This is a genomic window from Pseudomonas laurylsulfatiphila, assembly GCF_002934665.1.
GTDB lineage: Bacteria > Pseudomonadota > Gammaproteobacteria > Pseudomonadales > Pseudomonadaceae > Aquipseudomonas > Aquipseudomonas laurylsulfatiphila.
Window position 1 is genome coordinate 1,138,231 of sequence record NZ_NIRS01000001.1, and the last position, 16,514, is coordinate 1,154,744.

General features: G+C 62.7%; 16 protein-coding genes. 14 read left to right on the top strand and 2 right to left on the bottom strand.

Features of this window, described 5'->3' with window-relative positions; genetic code table 11:
* Window positions 1-48: 48 nt before the first annotated feature.
* Window positions 49-972, bottom strand: a complete 924-nt coding sequence (paaX, locus tag CD175_RS05315; protein WP_104447954.1) for a phenylacetic acid degradation operon negative regulatory protein PaaX — start codon at window positions 970-972, stop codon at window positions 49-51.
* A gap of 166 nt (window positions 973-1,138) precedes the next feature.
* On the bottom strand, window positions 1,139-1,735 hold the full coding sequence (gene paaY, locus CD175_RS05320) for a phenylacetic acid degradation protein PaaY (protein ID WP_104447955.1): 597 nt from the start codon (window positions 1,733-1,735) through the stop codon (window positions 1,139-1,141).
* A 348-nt stretch (window positions 1,736-2,083) separates the two neighbouring features.
* Between paaY and paaF the strand changes: the two genes are divergently transcribed.
* The 14 genes from paaF to CD175_RS05390 all read left to right on the top strand — a co-directional run bounded on the left by paaF (window position 2,084) and on the right by CD175_RS05390 (window position 16,507).
* Window positions 2,084-2,857, top strand: a complete 774-nt coding sequence (gene paaF / locus CD175_RS05325) for a 2,3-dehydroadipyl-CoA hydratase PaaF (protein WP_104447956.1) — start codon at window positions 2,084-2,086, stop codon at window positions 2,855-2,857.
* Between the two features lie 40 nt (window positions 2,858-2,897).
* Window positions 2,898-3,689, top strand: a complete 792-nt coding sequence (gene paaG / locus CD175_RS05330) for a 2-(1,2-epoxy-1,2-dihydrophenyl)acetyl-CoA isomerase PaaG (protein WP_104447957.1) — start codon at window positions 2,898-2,900, stop codon at window positions 3,687-3,689.
* A gap of 3 nt (window positions 3,690-3,692) precedes the next feature.
* On the top strand, window positions 3,693-5,210 hold the full coding sequence (paaH, locus tag CD175_RS05335) for a 3-hydroxyacyl-CoA dehydrogenase PaaH (RefSeq protein WP_104447958.1): 1,518 nt from the start codon (window positions 3,693-3,695) through the stop codon (window positions 5,208-5,210).
* Window positions 5,203-5,652, top strand: a complete 450-nt coding sequence (gene paaI, locus CD175_RS05340) for a hydroxyphenylacetyl-CoA thioesterase PaaI (protein ID WP_104447959.1) — start codon at window positions 5,203-5,205, stop codon at window positions 5,650-5,652. Before paaH ends, paaI begins: the two co-directional genes overlap by 8 nt.
* Window positions 5,645-6,856, top strand: coding sequence for a 3-oxoadipyl-CoA thiolase (gene pcaF / locus CD175_RS05345; protein WP_104447960.1), 1,212 nt, complete (start codon window positions 5,645-5,647; stop codon window positions 6,854-6,856). The genes paaI and pcaF overlap by 8 nt, the downstream gene beginning before the upstream one ends.
* Window positions 6,857-6,955: 99 nt before the next feature.
* Window positions 6,956-8,281 (top strand): phenylacetate--CoA ligase PaaK, encoded by a 1,326-nt coding sequence (gene paaK, locus CD175_RS05350; RefSeq protein ID WP_104447961.1) that lies wholly within the window; start codon window positions 6,956-6,958, stop codon window positions 8,279-8,281.
* A gap of 1,011 nt (window positions 8,282-9,292) precedes the next feature.
* Entirely contained in the window at window positions 9,293-10,282 is a 990-nt protein-coding gene (paaA, locus tag CD175_RS05355) for a 1,2-phenylacetyl-CoA epoxidase subunit PaaA (protein WP_104447962.1), read from the top strand.
* A gap of 139 nt (window positions 10,283-10,421) precedes the next feature.
* Window positions 10,422-10,703, top strand: a complete 282-nt coding sequence (gene paaB / locus CD175_RS05360; protein WP_007943393.1) for a 1,2-phenylacetyl-CoA epoxidase subunit PaaB — start codon at window positions 10,422-10,424, stop codon at window positions 10,701-10,703.
* Window positions 10,704-10,711: 8 nt separating this feature from the next.
* Window positions 10,712-11,473: a 1,2-phenylacetyl-CoA epoxidase subunit PaaC gene (gene paaC / locus CD175_RS05365; protein ID WP_104447963.1), complete on the top strand. Its 762-nt coding sequence runs from the start codon at window positions 10,712-10,714 to the stop codon at window positions 11,471-11,473.
* Complete coding sequence (paaD, locus tag CD175_RS05370) at window positions 11,460-11,993, top strand: 1,2-phenylacetyl-CoA epoxidase subunit PaaD (RefSeq protein WP_104447964.1); 534 nt, start codon at window positions 11,460-11,462, stop codon at window positions 11,991-11,993. Before paaC ends, paaD begins: the two co-directional genes overlap by 14 nt.
* A 34-nt stretch (window positions 11,994-12,027) precedes the next feature.
* On the top strand, window positions 12,028-13,104 hold the full coding sequence (paaE, locus tag CD175_RS05375) for a 1,2-phenylacetyl-CoA epoxidase subunit PaaE (RefSeq protein ID WP_104447965.1): 1,077 nt from the start codon (window positions 12,028-12,030) through the stop codon (window positions 13,102-13,104).
* Window positions 13,105-13,279: 175 nt separating this feature from the next.
* Window positions 13,280-13,588, top strand: a complete 309-nt coding sequence (locus CD175_RS05380; RefSeq protein WP_104447966.1) for a DUF485 domain-containing protein — start codon at window positions 13,280-13,282, stop codon at window positions 13,586-13,588.
* Window positions 13,585-15,231, top strand: coding sequence for a cation acetate symporter (locus CD175_RS05385; protein ID WP_104447967.1), 1,647 nt, complete (start codon window positions 13,585-13,587; stop codon window positions 15,229-15,231). Before CD175_RS05380 ends, CD175_RS05385 begins: the two co-directional genes overlap by 4 nt.
* 22 nt (window positions 15,232-15,253) lie before the next feature.
* Window positions 15,254-16,507, top strand: a complete 1,254-nt coding sequence (locus tag CD175_RS05390) for an OprD family porin (protein WP_104447968.1) — start codon at window positions 15,254-15,256, stop codon at window positions 16,505-16,507.
* Window positions 16,508-16,514 lie beyond the last annotated feature (7 nt).

Sequence of the window (16,514 nt, forward strand, 5' to 3'; positions counted from 1 at the left end):
GGATGCTTCAAGTCTCCTGAACCGCACCACTCCCTGAACAATGACGTGCTACTTCAGTCCGCCAAAACGCCGATAAAAGCTTTCACCGACATCCGGCAACGGGCCGTCGGCCGTTTCCAGCGCAGCGTTCAGCCATTCTTCGGCCTTGGCGTAGATCAAACGGTAAATGTTGCGGCACAACTGGCGGGCGGCGCGGCCTTCCCAATCGCCGGGCAGCAACTCGTCCGGCAGTTGCGGGTCGCGCAGCAGCAGCTTGCGGTACTCGTGAATCAACAGCACCCGCGCCAGGAAGCAGTCGGCCGGTTGCAGGTTTTCCTGCTCGCGCAGGGCTTGCCACAGCGGCCGGAACAACTGGATGAACTCGCTGTAGTGCGCGGCCAGCTCATCGATGTTCCAGCTCTCGCGTACCTGCAGGCGCAGGGCCTTGGAGGCCAGCACGTCCTGGGCGGTGGTTTCGAAGACGATGGTGTCTTCCTGGGCGCCGAGGTCGAGCAGGGTCGCGTTGACGTCGGAACGGTCACTGCGCGGACAGGCCAGCACCATCGGCGAAATCGCGCCGAAGCCTTGCCATTCCAGTTCCTCGCGCACTTGTTTGCGTTTGTCCTGGGTCAGTTGCGAAAGCATCACCAGGCACCAGGAACCATCCCAGGCCGGCATCGTGGTGCTGTAGACCCGCTTGAAGGCCTTGTCGAAACGGCGACGACCGGTGCCGGTCAGGCTGTAATAGCTGCGCCGCCCGACCTTCTCGGCGGTCAGCCAGCCTTCCTTGGTCAGGCGAAAAATCGAGGTGCGGATCAGTCGCTCGTTGATGCCGATGGGTTCGAGCAACTGAATCAGGCTGCCCAGCCACACGGTGCCGCCATGGGGTTCGATGGCATCCCCGTACAACGTGATGATCAAGGAACTGGCGCGGATCGGCGTCTGCTCCTGGAAGCGGGTAATCAGGTGGTTCAAGGGAGTCAGGGACGACATGGGCGTTCCGTGCAAAAAAAGAAAAGGAATATACCGAATGTCTGCGAGTTAATCGCATCCCCTTGTGGGAGCGAGCCTGCTCGCGAACCGGTCTGACATCCAACATCTGTGGTGACTGACCCGCCGCTTTCGCGAGCAGGCTCGCTCCCACAGGGAAATTCTGCACTCACTGACCGCTGCCCTTGGGCCGCAACCCACTGTCGCTGATACGCGGGCGATCCGGTTCCGGTTCGCTCAGCGGCTCGCACACCTGCATCTGCTCGAGACAACGCTGGGCCAGTTGCTGATACTCCCGGGTGCCGGCCTGTTTCCACGCCACTTCCTGATCGCTGAGGCTGCGCTTGATACTGGCCGGTGCGCCCATCACCAGCGACTGCTCCGGGCATTCGAAGCCGGCCTTGACGAACGCCGCCGCCGACACGAATGAACGCGGGCCGATCCGGGCGTTGTCCATCACCACCGCATTCATGCCCACCAGCGCATCGGCGCCGATCCGGCACCCGTGCAGCACCGCGCCGTGGCCGATGTGGCCGTTGCGCTCCACCACCGTGTCGCTGTCGGGGAAACCGTGCATCACGCAAGTGTCCTGCAGGTTGGCGCCCTCCTCCAGCACGATCCGCCCGAAGTCCCCGCGCAGGCTGGCCAACGGCCCCACATAGCAATGCGGGCCGATGATCACATCGCCGATCAATACGGCAGACGGGTGCACATAAGCGCTCGGGTCAACCACCGGAGTCAGGCCATCAAGGCTGTAGCAGGTCATGGCAGGTTCCCTCACAAAGCGATGCAAATAATGGCCTATTTTGTATCACATCACTTTTACCAGCACAAAGACTAAAAACCGTATCACTTGAAACGCACCTTTTCGACGAAGGCCAGCGCGCCTCTAAAAACGCTACAAAACCCAATGAATTCTGGGAAAAACCCGTTATCAGCGCCTCATAAGCAGGAAGACAGAAAATTGAAAATCAAACAAATAAGACACATTAAATCTATTTTCATATTGCATTTACGTATCACGTTGTAGCTATACTTGGGCAAAACCGGCCCCTGCGGCCGATCCAATAACGAGCCGGCACCACGCCGAGCGTGCACCGCGAGAGCATCCGCCATGCCTCTGACCCTTGCCGTCGAATTGATCGAGCCTGGCGTCCGCCTGATTACCCTGCAGCGCCCGCAAGCCCTGAATGCCTTGACCACCGAGTTGCTGGGCGAACTGGCCGCTGAACTGAACGCAGCACAAGCCGACCCCGACACCCGCGCCGTGGTCCTCACCGGCAGCCGCAAGGCCTTCGCCGCCGGTGCCGACATCAAGGAAATGGCCGAACGCAACCTGGTCGGCATCCTCGACGACCCGCGCCAGGCCTCTTGGCAAACCATTACCCACTTCAGCAAACCGCTGATCGCCGCGGTCAACGGCTTCGCCCTCGGCGGTGGCTGCGAACTGGCGATGCACGCCGACATCATCATTGCCGGCGAAGACGCGCGCTTCGGCCAACCGGAAATCAAACTCGGGATCATGCCCGGCGCCGGAGGCACCCAGCGTTTGCTGCGCGCCGTCGGCAAATCCATGGCCATGCAGATGGTCCTCACTGGTGAGCCGATCGACGCCCGCCAGGCCCAGCGCGCCGGCCTGGTCAGCGAAGTGACTCAACCGGAGTTCACCGTCGACCGCGCCCTGCACATCGCCCGCAACATTGCGGCCAAGGCGCCACTGGCCGTGCGCCTGGCCAAGGAAGCGCTGCTCAAGGCCATGGACACCGACCTGGCCAGCGGCCTGCGCTTCGAGCGCCACGCTTTCACCGTGCTGGCCGGCACCCGTGACCGCGACGAAGGCATTGCGGCCTTCCAGGAAAAACGCGCGCCGACCTTCACCGGCCAGTAATCCAACGAATTCGAACGACTGCCAAGAGAACGCCCAGACCATGAACTTCGAACACATCCTGTTTTCCATCGACGCCGGCGTCGCCCTGCTCAGCCTCAACCGGCCGGAGCAGCTCAACAGCTTCAACACCCAGATGCACGGCGAAGTGAAAGAAGCTCTCAAGCAAGTGCGGCAGAACCCGGACGTGCGCGTTTTACTACTGACCGGTGAAGGTCGCGGCTTCTGCGCCGGGCAGGACCTGAGCGACCGCAATGTCGCACCGGGCAGTGCCGTGCCGGACCTGGGCGAATCCATCGAGAAGTTCTACAACCCGCTGATCCGCCAGTTGCGCGACCTGCCACTACCGGTGATCTGCGCGGTCAACGGCGTCGCCGCCGGCGCCGGCGCCAACATTCCGCTGGCCTGCGACCTGGTGCTGGCGGCGCGTTCGGCCAGTTTCATCCAGGCGTTCTGCAAGATCGGCCTGATTCCCGATTCCGGTGGCACCTGGACCTTGCCACGGCTGGTCGGCATGGCCCGCGCCAAGGCCCTGGCCTTGCTTGGCAATCGCCTGAGCGCCGAACAGGCCGAACAATGGGGCCTGATCTACCAGTGCGTGGACGACGCCGACCTGCGCGACGAAGCACTGAAACTGGCCCGCCACCTCGCCACTCAACCCACCTACGGCCTGGCGCTGATCAAACGCAGCCTCAACGCCAGCCTGAGCAACAGCTTCGACGAACAGCTGGAACTGGAGCGCGACCTGCAACGCCTGGCTGGGCGCAGCGAGGACTATCGCGAAGGCGTCGGTGCCTTCATGGAAAAACGCACCCCAAGCTTCAAGGGGCGCTGAGTCATGACCGCATTGAACACCTCTGCACGCATCGCCGTGATCGGCGCCGGGGCCATGGGCGCCGGCATCGCCCAGGTCGCGGCGCAAGCCGGCCATCCGGTGTTGCTGCTGGACAATCGCCCCGGTACCGCCGCCCAGGCCATTGAAGGCATCGATCGACAACTGGGCAAGCGGGTCGAGAGCGGCAAGCTGTCCACCGAATCGCGCAGCGCGACGATTTCACGCCTGCAAGCGGTGGAAGCCATCGAAGCCCTGGCCGATTGCGACCTGATCATCGAGGCCATCGTCGAGAACCTCGAGGTCAAGCGGGCACTGCTCCGTCAGCTCGAAGGCATCTGCGGCGAGCACTGCATTCTCGCCAGCAACACCTCGTCGCTGTCGATCACCAGCATCGCCGCGCAGCTTGAACATCCAGAACGCTTGCTCGGCCTGCACTTCTTCAACCCGGCGCCGGTCATGGCGCTGGTGGAGATCGTTTCCGGCCTAGCCAGCAATCCCATCTTGGCTGAGTGCCTGTACGACACCGCCGAGGCCTGGGGCAAAAAACCGGTGCACACCCGCTCCACACCGGGTTTCATCGTCAACCGCGTGGCCCGGCCGTTCTATGCCGAAAGCCTGCGGATGCTGCAGGAAGGCGCGGCCGACTGCCCGACCCTGGATGCGTTGATGCGCGAAGCCGGCGGCTTTGCCATGGGCGCGTTCGAGCTGACCGATCTGATCGGCCACGACGTCAACTACGCCGTGACCTGCTCGGTGTTCGATGCCTATTACCAGGACACGCGTTTCCTGCCGTCGTTGATCCAGAAAGAACTGGTGGACGGTGGACACCTGGGACGCAAGAGCGGCCAGGGTTTCTACCGCTACGCCCAAGGCGCGGAACGTCCGCAAGCGACTGAAATCAGCAGCGATGCGAAAGTCGAGGTCTGTGCCGTGGAAGGCGACCTCGGTATCGCTCAAGGCTTGCTCGCACGCTTGCATGAACAAGGCGTCGAGATCGTCCAGCGTGATGGTCAGGGCTTGCTGCGAGTCGGTGATGCCGTTCTGGCCTTGAGCGATGGGCGCATGGCCTGTCAGCGGGCTCGCGAAGACGGGCTGCGCAACCTGATACTGCTGGACCTTGCGTTCGATTACGCGAATGCCAAACGCATCGCTATCAGCCATGCGGCAGGCATCGATCCGCAGGCCCTCGAACAAGGCGTGGCCCTGCTGCAACGGGCCGGCCTCAAGGTCAGCCTGCTCAGCGACAGCCCGGCCCTCGCCGTCCTGCGCACCGTGGCGATGCTCGCCAACGAAGCCGCCGATGCCCTGCTGCAGGGCGTGGCTTCGGCCGCCGACATCGATCTGGCCATGCGCGCCGGGGTCAATTATCCACAGGGGCCGCTGGCCTGGGCCGATGCCATTGGCCTGACGCACATTCTGAACGTGCTGGAAAACCTGCAAGCCAGTTATGGCGAAGAACGCTACCGGCCGTCGCTGCTGCTGCGCCGTCGCGTCGCCGAAGGGAGAACCTTCCATGACTAACCATGAAGCCATGACCCTGGCCAGTGAGTGCGCGCAGTCGCTGTTCCAGCGCGACGCCGCCAGCCAGGCCATGGGCATGCGCCTGCTCTCGGTCGGCCCCGGTTGCGCTCGCGTCGGCATGACCGTGCGCGCCGACATGGCCCAGGGCCACGGCACCTGCCACGGCGGCTATCTGTTTGCGTTGGCCGACTCGGCGTTTGCCTTTGCCTGCAACAGCTACAACGAAGCCACCGTGGCCATCGGTTGCAGTATCGACTACATCGCTCCGGCCCGCCTGGGCGACACGCTGAACGCCGACTGCATCGAGCAGAGCCGTTCCGGGCGCACCGGCAACTACGACGTACGCATTGAAAACCAGCAGGGCCAGTTGATCGCCCTGTTCCATGGCAAATCCTACAAAGTGCGCGGCCCGGTGCTGACGCAGGAGACCCCGAATGAATGACGCCCTGATCATCGACGCCGTCCGCACCCCGATAGGCCGCTACGCCGGTGTCCTGAGCAGCGTGCGCGCCGACGACCTCGGCGCGGTGCCGCTGCGCGAACTGCTGCGCCGCCACCCGCAAGTCGACTGGAGCACCGTCGACGATGTGATCTACGGCTGCGCCAACCAGGCAGGCGAGGACAACCGCAACGTCGCGCGCATGTCGGCCCTGCTGGCCGGATTGCCGGTCAGCGTGCCCGGCACCACCCTCAATCGCCTGTGCGGCTCCGGGCTGGACGCGGTGGGCACGGCTGCTCGGGCGATTCGCAGCGGCGAAAACGGGTTGATGCTGGTTGGCGGTGTCGAGTCGATGTCCCGCGCGCCGCTGGTGATGGGCAAGGCCGAGCAGGCGTTTTCCCGTGCGGCCGAGATCTTCGACACCACCATCGGCTGGCGCTTCGTCAATCCGCTGATGAAAAAGGCCTACGGCATCGACTCCATGCCGGAGACTGCGGAGAACGTCGCCGAACAGTTCAACATCTCCCGGGCCGACCAGGACGCCTTCGCCCTGCGCAGCCAGCAGCGTGCAGCGGCCGCCCAGGCCAACGGGCGCCTGGCGAAAGAAATCGTCGCCGTGGAAATCCCGCAGCGCAAAGGCCCGGCCAAAGTGGTCGAGCACGACGAACATCCACGCGGCGACACCACGCTCGAACAGCTTGCCAAACTGGGCACGCCGTTCCGCGAAGGCGGCAGCATCACCGCCGGCAACGCCTCCGGGGTCAACGACGGCGCCTGCGCGCTGCTACTGGCCAGCCCGGAAGTCGCCAAGCGCCACGGCCTGACCGCCCGTGGCCGGGTCGTGGCCATGGCCACTGCCGGCGTTGAGCCACGAATCATGGGCATCGGCCCGGTGCCGGCCACGCGCAAGGTGCTGGAAGTGGCCAACCTGAGCCTGGCCGACATGGACGTGATCGAGCTCAACGAAGCCTTCGCCGCACAGGGCCTGGCGGTGCTGCGCGAGCTTGGCCTGAGCGACACCGATCCGCGGGTCAACCCCAACGGCGGCGCCATCGCCCTCGGCCACCCGTTGGGCATGAGCGGCGCGCGACTGGTGACCACCGCCCTGCACGAGCTTGAGGAACGTAACGGCCGCTACGCCCTGTGCACCATGTGCATCGGCGTCGGCCAGGGGATTGCGCTGATCATCGAGCGTCTATCCCACTAAAGAATCGCGATTCCCGAGGAGCCGAGAGGTATCCTTGGGGCATGCACTCAAAGCCCTTGTGCAAAAGGGCTGGAACACAAAAACAATTCGAGTGAACACATGAACATGCCAATTGCCCAAGCCGTGCTGAACCCTGTGCTGGACCCGCTGGAAACCGCCAGCATCGACGAGCTGCGCCAGCATCAGCTGGAGCGCCTGCGCTGGAGCCTGAACCACGCCTACAACAACGTGCCACTGTACCGTCAACGCTTCGATGCGCTGGGCGTACACCCGGACGACATCAAATCCCTCGACGACCTGGCGAAATTCCCTTTCACCACCAAGTCCGACCTGCGTGACAACTACCCCTACGGCATGTTTGCCGTGCCGATGAACGACATCGTGCGCCTGCACGCGTCCAGCGGCACCACCGGCAAACCGACCGTGGTCGGCTACACCCAGAACGACATCGACACCTGGGCCAACGTGGTGGCCCGCTCGATCCGCGCCGCCGGTGGCCGCCGTGGCGACAAGGTGCACATCTCCTATGGCTACGGCCTGTTCACCGGCGGCCTCGGCGCGCACTACGGCGCCGAACGCCTGGGCTGCACGGTGATCCCGATGTCCGGCGGCCAGACCGAAAAACAAGTGCAACTGATCAAGGATTTCCAGCCGGACATCATCATGGTCACGCCCTCGTACATGCTCAACATCGCCGACGAAATCGAGCGCCAGGGCATTGACCCGCACAAACTCGCCCTGCGCCTGGGCATCTTCGGCGCCGAACCCTGGACCGCCGAACTGCGCAGCGCCATCGAAGCGCGCCTGGGCATCACCGCCCTGGACATCTACGGCCTGTCGGAAATCATGGGGCCGGGCGTCGCCATGGAATGTGCCGAAACCAAAGACGGCCCGACCCTCTGGGAAGACCACTTCTACCCGGAAATCATCGACCCGATCACTGGCGAAGTACTGCCGGACGGCCAGATGGGCGAACTGGTGTTCACCTCCCTGAGCAAAGAAGCCCTGCCGATGATCCGCTACCGCACCCGCGACCTGACGCGCCTGCTGCCGGGTACGGCGCGACCGATGCGCCGCATCGACAAGATCACCGGACGCAGCGACGACATGCTGATCATCCGCGGGGTCAACGTGTTTCCGACACAGATCGAGGAACAGGTACTCAAAGTCAAACAACTCGCCGAGTGCTATGAGATCCATCTGTATCGCAATGGCAACCTGGACAGCGTTGATGTGCATGTCGAGTTGAAGGCTGAGCACCAGCACCTGACCGATGAACAGCAGAAGGCTGTTTGCGGGGAATTGAGCAAACACATCAAGACGTATATCGGGATCAGTTCGCGGGTTGTTTTGCAGCCGTTTCATTCGATCAAGCGATCCGAGGGCAAGGCTTGCCACGTGTTGGATAAACGTCCGAAAGCATGACTGCTGCACCCTTTATGGCCCCGCTTATTGCGGGGTTTTTTTTGGCCGGGCTTTACCGACTCTGGAGTCGAGCCCTATTCCTGTGGGAGCGAGCCTGCTCGCGAAGGTGGCTTGACTGCCGGCCTGTCTTTTGTTGATTGCGTACATATCCATTTCTTCGGTAACGGCCTCCTATGGTTCCGCTCTTACAGCGGGTCACTTTGAAAAGCGCAAAGTAACCAAACGCTCTTGCCCCTGACATTCGGTGCCTCGCTGTGGCTCGGCATTCCCTCGCTCCGGTCCTGCTCCGTGGGCCCGCCGCCATCGGCCATCCATGGCCGGGGGCGGCTAACCCGGCATCCATGCCGGGTTGCCCACTGCGCAGAACCTCCACTCGGCCTCACGAGGGGGCGTACACCGCAACAGCGTCCGAGGCGGCCTACCGGCCGGCCTGTTCGCTGGGGTCGTTCGTCTGTGAGGTACCTAGTCAACTGGCAGACCGCCATCGCGAGCAAGCTCGCTCCCACAGAAAAGCAAAGACAGAGCGGCGTACACCTTCGCTCTTCACCACTCAACAGGCCGAGCGTTAGCTCGCCTGCCGCTCTTGATCTTGATCCACCCGCCCCCTCGGCAGGCTGAGCGGAGGTGTTTATCCGGGGATGGGCGCGCAGCGACGTTCGACGCAGTCGAACTCATTGCATGTAGGTCGAAGCGAAGCCGACCGGAGGGCAATGCCCCCGGATGAATACCGGAGCGAAGGAACCCCGAGCCTCAGCGAGGGGCCGTACGTTCGGGGCGAGTGATTTTTTGCTTACTTTTTTTAGGCGCTTGTAAAAAAAGTGAGTCGCCGTAAGGGCGAAACCGCCAGCCGCCGCAACCGAAGAAACGGATATGCACACCCACCCAAAGCCCCCCAACCCCCAAAGCGATACAAAAAACAAATACGACACGTCATTTTGTGTTTGATATTAAATTCTGTATCGCTTATAAAGTCCCCATGCCCCAGAACAGATTCAAGGCGGGAACTCAAAAATGTACGCACAGCTCGTAGAAACAGGCGTAAAGCGCATCAAGGACCTCTCGGAAATGTCCGACCAGGAGCGCGCCTTCCAGGAAAAAATCGATTCAGAAATCAAGATCGAAGCCAAGAACTGGATGCCAGATGCCTACCGCCAGACCCTGATCCGGCAGATCTCCCAGCACGCCCACTCCGAAATCGTCGGCATGCTGCCCGAAGGCAACTGGGTCACCCGCGCACCGTCGCTCAAACGCAAACTGCAACTGATGGCCAAGATCCAGGACGAAGCCGGCCACGGCCTGTACCTGTACAGCGCCATGGAAACCCTCGGCGCCGACCGCGATGAGGAAATCGCCAGGCTGCACAGCGGCAAGGCCAAGTACTCGAGCATCTTCAATTACCCGACGCTGAACTGGGCCGACATGGGCGCGGTGGGCTGGCTGGTGGATGGCGCGGCGATCGTCAACCAGGTGGTGCTGCAGCGCACCTCCTACGGCCCGTATTCCCGGGCGATGATCCGCATCTGCAAGGAAGAGAGCTTCCACCAGCGCCAGGGCTACGAAATCCTCCTGACCATGATGCGCCACGGTAACCAGGCGCAAAAAGACATGGTTCAGGACGCGATCAACCGCCTGTGGTGGCCGTCGCTGATGATGTTTGGCCCAAGCGACGAACACTCGCCGAACAGCGCCCAGTCCATGGCCTGGAAAATCAAGCGCCAGAGTAACGACGAACTGCGCCAGCGCTTCATCGACCAGACCATCCCGCAGCTGGAACTGCTGGGCTGCACCTGCCCTGACCCGGACTTGAAGTGGAACGCCGAGCGCGGCCACTACGATTTCGGCGAAATCCAGTGGAACGAATTCTACGAAGTGCTCAAGGGCAACGGCCCGTGCAACCAGGAACGCGTCGCCGCCCGCCGCAAGGCGATCGAAGACGGCGCCTGGGTTCGCGAGGCCGCCGTCGCCCATGCCCGCAAAAAACAAAACAAGAACGCCGCCTAAGACAACCGTACCCCCTGTAGGAGCGAGCTCGCTCGCGATGGTCGTCAACGTTAACGTTGGTTGCCTGACACCCCGCGGTGCTCGCGGGTACATCGCGAGCAAGCTCGCTCCTACAGAGCCTCAATGTGGAGTAACTGAAATGTCCGAGTGGACCCTCTTCGAAGTCTTCGTGCGCAGCAAGCACGGCCTGAACCACAAGCACGTCGGCAGCGTACATGCCGCCGACACCACCATGGCCATCGAAAACGCGCGCGAGCTCTACACCCGTCGCAGTGAAGGCGTGAGCCTGTGGGTGGTGCCCTCGGCATTGATCACCGCTTCATCGCCGGATGAAAAAGACCCGCTGTTCGATCCGTCGGACGACAAGGTCTACCGCCACGCCAGCTTCTACGAGCTGCCGGCCGAAGTCGGGCACATGTGAGGTCGACCATGGACAACAAGACTGATCTGATCGAATACCTGCTGCGCCTCGGCGACAGCGCCCTGATCCAGGGCCAACGCCTGTGCCAGTGGTGCGGCAAGGCTCCGGCACTGGAAGAAGAGCTGGCGCTGATGAACGTCGGCCTCGACCTGGTGGGCCAGGCGCGCAACTGGCTGGAATACGCCGCCGAACTGCTGGACGACGGCCGCGACGCCGATCACCTGGCGTTCCGTCGCGACGAGCGCGCTTACCGCAACCTGCTGCTGGTGGAACAACCCAACGGCGACTTCGCGGTGACCATGCTCAAGCAGTTCCTCTACGACGCCTGGCACTTGCCGGTGTTGCAGGGCCTGAGCCAGTCCAGCGACGAACGCATCGCCGGGATCGCCGCCAAGGCGGTAAAGGAAGTGACCTACCACCTGCGCCGCTCCGGCGAGTGGATCGAGCGTCTGGGCGACGGCACCGAGGAAAGCCACAAGCGCATGCTCGCGGCCATCCCTGAAGTCTGGCGCTTCACCGTCGAACTGATCGCCGCCGATGACAGCGAGCAGCGCCTGTACGACGCCGACATCACCCCGGACATCGCCAGTGTGGCCGCCCAGTGGCAAGCCAAGGTCGAGCAGATTTTCACCAGCGCCACCCTGCCCGTGCCTGCCGCGCCGAGCTATTTCTACCTGAATGCACGCAAGGGCCTGCACAGCGAACACCTGGGCATCCTGCTGGCCGAAATGCAGTGCCTGCCACGAGCGTACCCCGATGCAACCTGGTGAGCTGATCGCCAGCGACCTCGGCGCCCGGCCGGCGGGGCCGACCGACCTGGCCGCCGCCTGGGCGATTCTGGCAGAGGTCATGGACCCGGAAGTGCCGGTGGTCAGCGTGGTTGAACTGGGCATCGTCCGCGACCTGGACTGGCAGGCCGGCCACCTTCACGTGGTGGTCACGCCGACCTACTCCGGATGCCCGGCCACCGAAGTGATCGAGAGCGATATCCGCGAAGCCCTGGAACTCGCCGGGTTCAAGGCGCCGCAATTGGAGCGCAAGTTGACACCGGCCTGGACCACCGACTGGATCAGCGCCAGCGGCCGTGAACGCCTGCGCGCCTACGGCATCGCGCCGCCGGAGGGCAGCACTAGCAAGCGCAGCCTGCTCGGTGAAAGCCCGCAGGTTGTGTGCCCGCAATGCGGCAGCGCCCACACCGAGGTGCTCAGCGAATTCGGCTCCACCGCCTGCAAGGCGCTGTACCGCTGCGTCGATTGCCGGGAACCGTTCGACTATTTCAAGTGCATCTGAGCGGCGAATCGGCCGTCCCAGCTGGAGAACAACAATGAGCAAATTTCACAGCCTGACCATCAAGGACGTGCGCGTCGAGACCCGTGACGCGGTGTCCATCGCCTTCGAGATTCCGCAGCACCTGCAAGACAGCTTTCATTTCACCCAAGGCCAGCACCTGGTGATGCGCACCCAACTGGACGGCGAAGAAGTACGCCGCTCCTATTCGATCTGCACCGGGGTCAACGACGGTGAATTGCGTATCGCGGTCAAGCGTGTGGCCGGTGGACGCTTTTCGGCGTTTGCCAACGAACAGCTCAAGGCCGGGCACACCCTGGAAGTGATGCCGCCTGCCGGACATTTCTGCGTCGAACTCGACCCGGCTCGCCACGGCAACTACCTGGCCGTGGCCGCAGGCAGCGGGATCACGCCGATCCTGTCGATCATCAAGACCACCCTGGAAACCGAACCCCACAGCCGCGTCACCCTGCTGTACGGCAACCGCTCCAGCTCCGGCGCGCTGTTCCGCGAGCAGTTGGAAGACCTGAAGAACTGCTACCTGCAACGCCTGAACCTGATCTTCGTGTTCAGCCGCGAGCAGCAGGACGTCGATCTGTACAACGGCCGGATCAACGCCGAGAAGTGCGAGCAGCTGTTCACCCGCTGGCTCGACGTCAAGGCGCTCGATGCGGCGTTTATCTGCGGCCCGCAGGAAATGACCGAGACCGTGCGCGACAGCCTCAAGGCCAAGGGCATGCCACCTGAGCGCATCCATTTCGAACTGTTCGCCGCCGCCGGCAGCGAGCAAAAACGCGCGGCCCGTGAAGCCGCCCGCCAGGTCGATGCGGCGGTCAGCCAGATCACCGTGATCAGCGACGGCCGTGCCCTGGCCTTCGACTTGTCGCGCAACAGCCAGAGCATTCTCGACGCCGGTAACGAGCAAGGTGCGGAACTGCCCTACTCGTGCAAGGCCGGCGTGTGCTCGACCTGCAAGTGCAAGGTGATCGAAGGCGAAGTGGAAATGGACAGCAACCACGCCCTGGAAGACTACGAAGTGGCCGCCGGCTATGTGCTGTCGTGCCAGGCGTTCCCGATCAGCGACAAGGTGGTGCTGGATTTCGATCAGCTTTGATCGGCCCGCACCGTCCCCCTGTAGGAGCGAGCTTGCTCGCGATGGTCGTAAACGATGACGCGGGTTGCCTGATACCCCGCGGCGATCTCAGGTTCATCGCGAGCAGGCTCGCTCCTACAGAGTTCGCGCCGTACTTGCTTCACCCCCACAACAAAAACAACAAAGGAGAGTCACCATGAGCCCGCAAGACATAGAACTCATCCACCAGCACCCGGATTTCATCCAGCTGGTTCGTCGCAAACAGAAGCTGTACTGGTCACTGAGCCTGGCCATGCTGGTGATCTATTACGGCTTCGTGCTGCTGGTGGCTTTCTCCCCTTCTACCCTCGGCCAATCCCTGAGCGGCGGCGTGACCACCGTGGGCATGCTGGTGGGTGTCGTGATCGTCGGGCTGGCCTTCGCGCTGACCGGTTTCTATGTCTATCGCGCCAACAACGTGATCGATCCGTTGAATGAAAAACTCAAGCAGGAGTGCGCCCGATGAGCCGTCTTCTCGCCTTGTTCCTGCTACCGCTGGCGGTGGTCACTGATATCGCGGTGGCCGCCGACGGCGTCTCCCGGCCGCTGAACTGGAACGCCATCGGCATGTTCCTGGTGTTCGTCCTGTTCACCCTCGGTGTGACGCGCTGGGCGGCACTTCGCACCCGCTCCGCCGCCGATTTCTACACCGCCGGTGGCGGCATGACCGGTTTCCAGAACGGCCTGGCCATTGCCGGCGACATGATCTCGGCAGCCTCGTTCCTCGGCATTTCCGCGATGATGTTCCTCAATGGCTACGACGGACTGCTCTACGCATTGGGCGTGCTGGCCGGCTGGCCGATCATCCTGTTCCTGATTGCCGAACGCCTGCGCAACCTGGGCAAATACACCTTTGCCGACGTGGTGTCCTATCGCCTGGAACAGACCCCGGTGCGCCTGACCTCGGCCTTCGGTACCCTGACCGTGGCGCTGATGTACCTGGTGGCGCAGATGGTCGGTGCCGGCAAGCTGATCGAATTGCTGTTCGGTATCGACTACCTCTATGCGGTGATGCTGGTCGGCGTGCTGATGGTGTTCTACGTCACCTTCGGCGGCATGCTCGCCACCACCTGGGTGCAGATCATCAAGGCGGTGATGCTGTTGTTCGGCACCACCTTCATGGCGTTCATGGTGCTCAAGCACTTCGGCTTCAGCACCGAGGCCATGTTTGCCGGCGCCACCGCCGTGCATGCCAAGGGCAACGCGATCATGGCCCCCGGCGGCCTGCTGTCCAACCCGGTCGATGCGATTTCCTTAGGGCTTGGCATGATGTTCGGCACCGCCGGCCTGCCGCATATCCTGATGCGCTTCTTCACCGTCAGCGATGCCAAGGAAGCGCGTAAAAGCGTGTTCTACGCCACCGGCTTCATCGGCTACTTCTACTTGCTGCTGATCATCGTCGGCTTCGGCGCCATCGTCATGGTCGGCACCGATCCGGCGTTCCGTGACGCCAGCGGTGCGATCATCGGCGGCGGCAACATGATCGCTGTGCACCTGGCCCAGGCGGTAGGCGGCAACCTGTTCCTCGGCTTCATCTCGGCGGTCGCCTTCGCCACCATTCTGGCGGTGGTTGCCGGGCTGGCACTGTCCGGTGCCTCGGCGGTGTCCCATGACCTGTATGCCTGCGTGATGCGCAAGGGCCAGGCCACGGAACAGCAGGAAATGCGCGTGTCGCGAATCGCCACCCTGTGCATCGGTGTGCTGGCGATCATCCTCGGCCTGCTGTTCGAGTCGCAGAACATTGCCTTCCTCTCGGGCCTGGTGCTGGCCATCGCCGCGTCAGTGAATTTCCCGGTGTTGTTCCTCTCGATGTACTGGAAAGGCCTGACCACCCGCGGCGCCGTCCTCGGCAGCCTGTCCGGCCTGGTCTCGGCGATTGTCCTGCTGGTGCTGAGCCCGGCGGTGTGGGTCAACGTGATGCATCACGACAAGGCGCTGTTCCCGTATTCCAACCCGGCGCTGTTTTCCATGAGCCTGGCGTTCTTCAGTGCATGGCTGTTTTCCGTCACCGACACCTCGCCCCGTGCAGCCCTTGAGCGCGGTCGTTATCTGGAGCAGTTCATCCGTTCGATGACCGGCATCGGTGCCACCGGCGCCAGCAAACACTGAATTTTGGCAGGGAATAAAAATAATGAAGCCCGCACGTAACGCATCTCGTGAATCGCTGTTTTCGCTGGCCGCCGCATTAAGCCTGCCCATGTTCGCGCCGAGCGCCATGGCCGACTTCATCGGCGACAGCAAGGCCCGCATCGATATGCGCAACCACTACATCAACCGCGACTTCCGTCAGCACAACGCGCCGCAATCGAAGGCCGAGGAATGGGCCCAGGGTTTCACTGCGCGCGTCGAATCCGGATTCACCGACGGCACCTTCGGTTTCGGTCTCGACGCATTGGGGGAACTGGGGCTGAAGCTCGACTCCAGCCCGGATCGCCGTGGCACCGGGCTGTTGCCGTTTGGCCCGCAGAGCCATGAGCCCGACGACGAGTACAGCGAACTGGGCCTGACCGGCAAATTGAAAGTATCCAAAAGCGTGTTGAAACTCGGCACCTTGCAGCCCATGTTGCCCGTGGCCACTTACAACGACACGCGCCTGCTGGGTTCGACCTTTGAAGGTGGCTTGCTGACCAGCCAGGAAATCGACGGCCTGACGGTGAATGCCGGACGCCTGACCAAGGCCAACCTGCGCGACTCCTCCAGCAACGATGACATCGGCTACGGCGCCGCCACCAGCGATCACTTCGACTTCGGTGGTGGCAGCTATGCGTTCAGTCCGCAACTGAACCTGAGCTACTACTACGGCAAGCTCGACCAGATCTATCGCCAGCAATTCGCCGGACTGCTGCATACGCAAGCGCTGGGCAACGGCTTCAACCTGCGCAGCGATGTGCGCTACTTCGACAGCCGGGGCGACGGTGCCGAGCGCGCCGGGCGTATCGACAACCGCAACTTCAACAGCATGTTCATGGTGTCCCACGGCGCCCACAAGGTCAGTGCCGCCTACCAGCAACTGTCCGGCGACAGCGCCTTTCCGTTCCTCAACGGCGGTGACCCCTACGTGGTCAACCTGGTGACGTTCAACACCTTTACCCGCGCCGAGGAGGATTCCTGGCAGCTGCGTTACGACTATGACTTCGCGGCGCAAGGCATTCCCGGCCTGACCTTCATGACCCGTTACACCGATGGCAGCCACGTCAAGGCGGGCAGCGTCGACAACGGTCGCGAATGGGAGCGCGACACCGATATCAGCTACGTCATCCAGAGCGGTGTGTTGAAAAACGTCAGCCTGCGCTGGCGCAACGTGACCTTCCGTTCCGGCAATGGCTTGACGACCGACCTCGATGAGAACCGCTTGATCGTCGGTTACACCCTGGCGCTTTGGTAATTCCGAA

Coding starts and splice junctions, on each gene's coding strand:
- paaX (WP_104447954.1), bottom strand. CDS start 972: ATGTCGTCCCTGACTCCCTTGAACCACCTGATTACCCGCTTCCAGGAG.
- paaY (WP_104447955.1), bottom strand. CDS start 1,735: ATGACCTGCTACAGCCTTGATGGCCTGACTCCGGTGGTTGACCCGAGC.
- paaF (WP_104447956.1), top strand. CDS start 2,084: ATGCCTCTGACCCTTGCCGTCGAATTGATCGAGCCTGGCGTCCGCCTG.
- paaG (WP_104447957.1), top strand. CDS start 2,898: ATGAACTTCGAACACATCCTGTTTTCCATCGACGCCGGCGTCGCCCTG.
- paaH (WP_104447958.1), top strand. CDS start 3,693: ATGACCGCATTGAACACCTCTGCACGCATCGCCGTGATCGGCGCCGGG.
- paaI (WP_104447959.1), top strand. CDS start 5,203: ATGACTAACCATGAAGCCATGACCCTGGCCAGTGAGTGCGCGCAGTCG.
- pcaF (WP_104447960.1), top strand. CDS start 5,645: ATGAATGACGCCCTGATCATCGACGCCGTCCGCACCCCGATAGGCCGC.
- paaK (WP_104447961.1), top strand. CDS start 6,956: ATGAACATGCCAATTGCCCAAGCCGTGCTGAACCCTGTGCTGGACCCG.
- paaA (WP_104447962.1), top strand. CDS start 9,293: ATGTACGCACAGCTCGTAGAAACAGGCGTAAAGCGCATCAAGGACCTC.
- paaB (WP_007943393.1), top strand. CDS start 10,422: ATGTCCGAGTGGACCCTCTTCGAAGTCTTCGTGCGCAGCAAGCACGGC.
- paaC (WP_104447963.1), top strand. CDS start 10,712: ATGGACAACAAGACTGATCTGATCGAATACCTGCTGCGCCTCGGCGAC.
- paaD (WP_104447964.1), top strand. CDS start 11,460: ATGCAACCTGGTGAGCTGATCGCCAGCGACCTCGGCGCCCGGCCGGCG.
- paaE (WP_104447965.1), top strand. CDS start 12,028: ATGAGCAAATTTCACAGCCTGACCATCAAGGACGTGCGCGTCGAGACC.
- CD175_RS05380 (WP_104447966.1), top strand. CDS start 13,280: ATGAGCCCGCAAGACATAGAACTCATCCACCAGCACCCGGATTTCATC.
- CD175_RS05385 (WP_104447967.1), top strand. CDS start 13,585: ATGAGCCGTCTTCTCGCCTTGTTCCTGCTACCGCTGGCGGTGGTCACT.
- CD175_RS05390 (WP_104447968.1), top strand. CDS start 15,254: ATGAAGCCCGCACGTAACGCATCTCGTGAATCGCTGTTTTCGCTGGCC.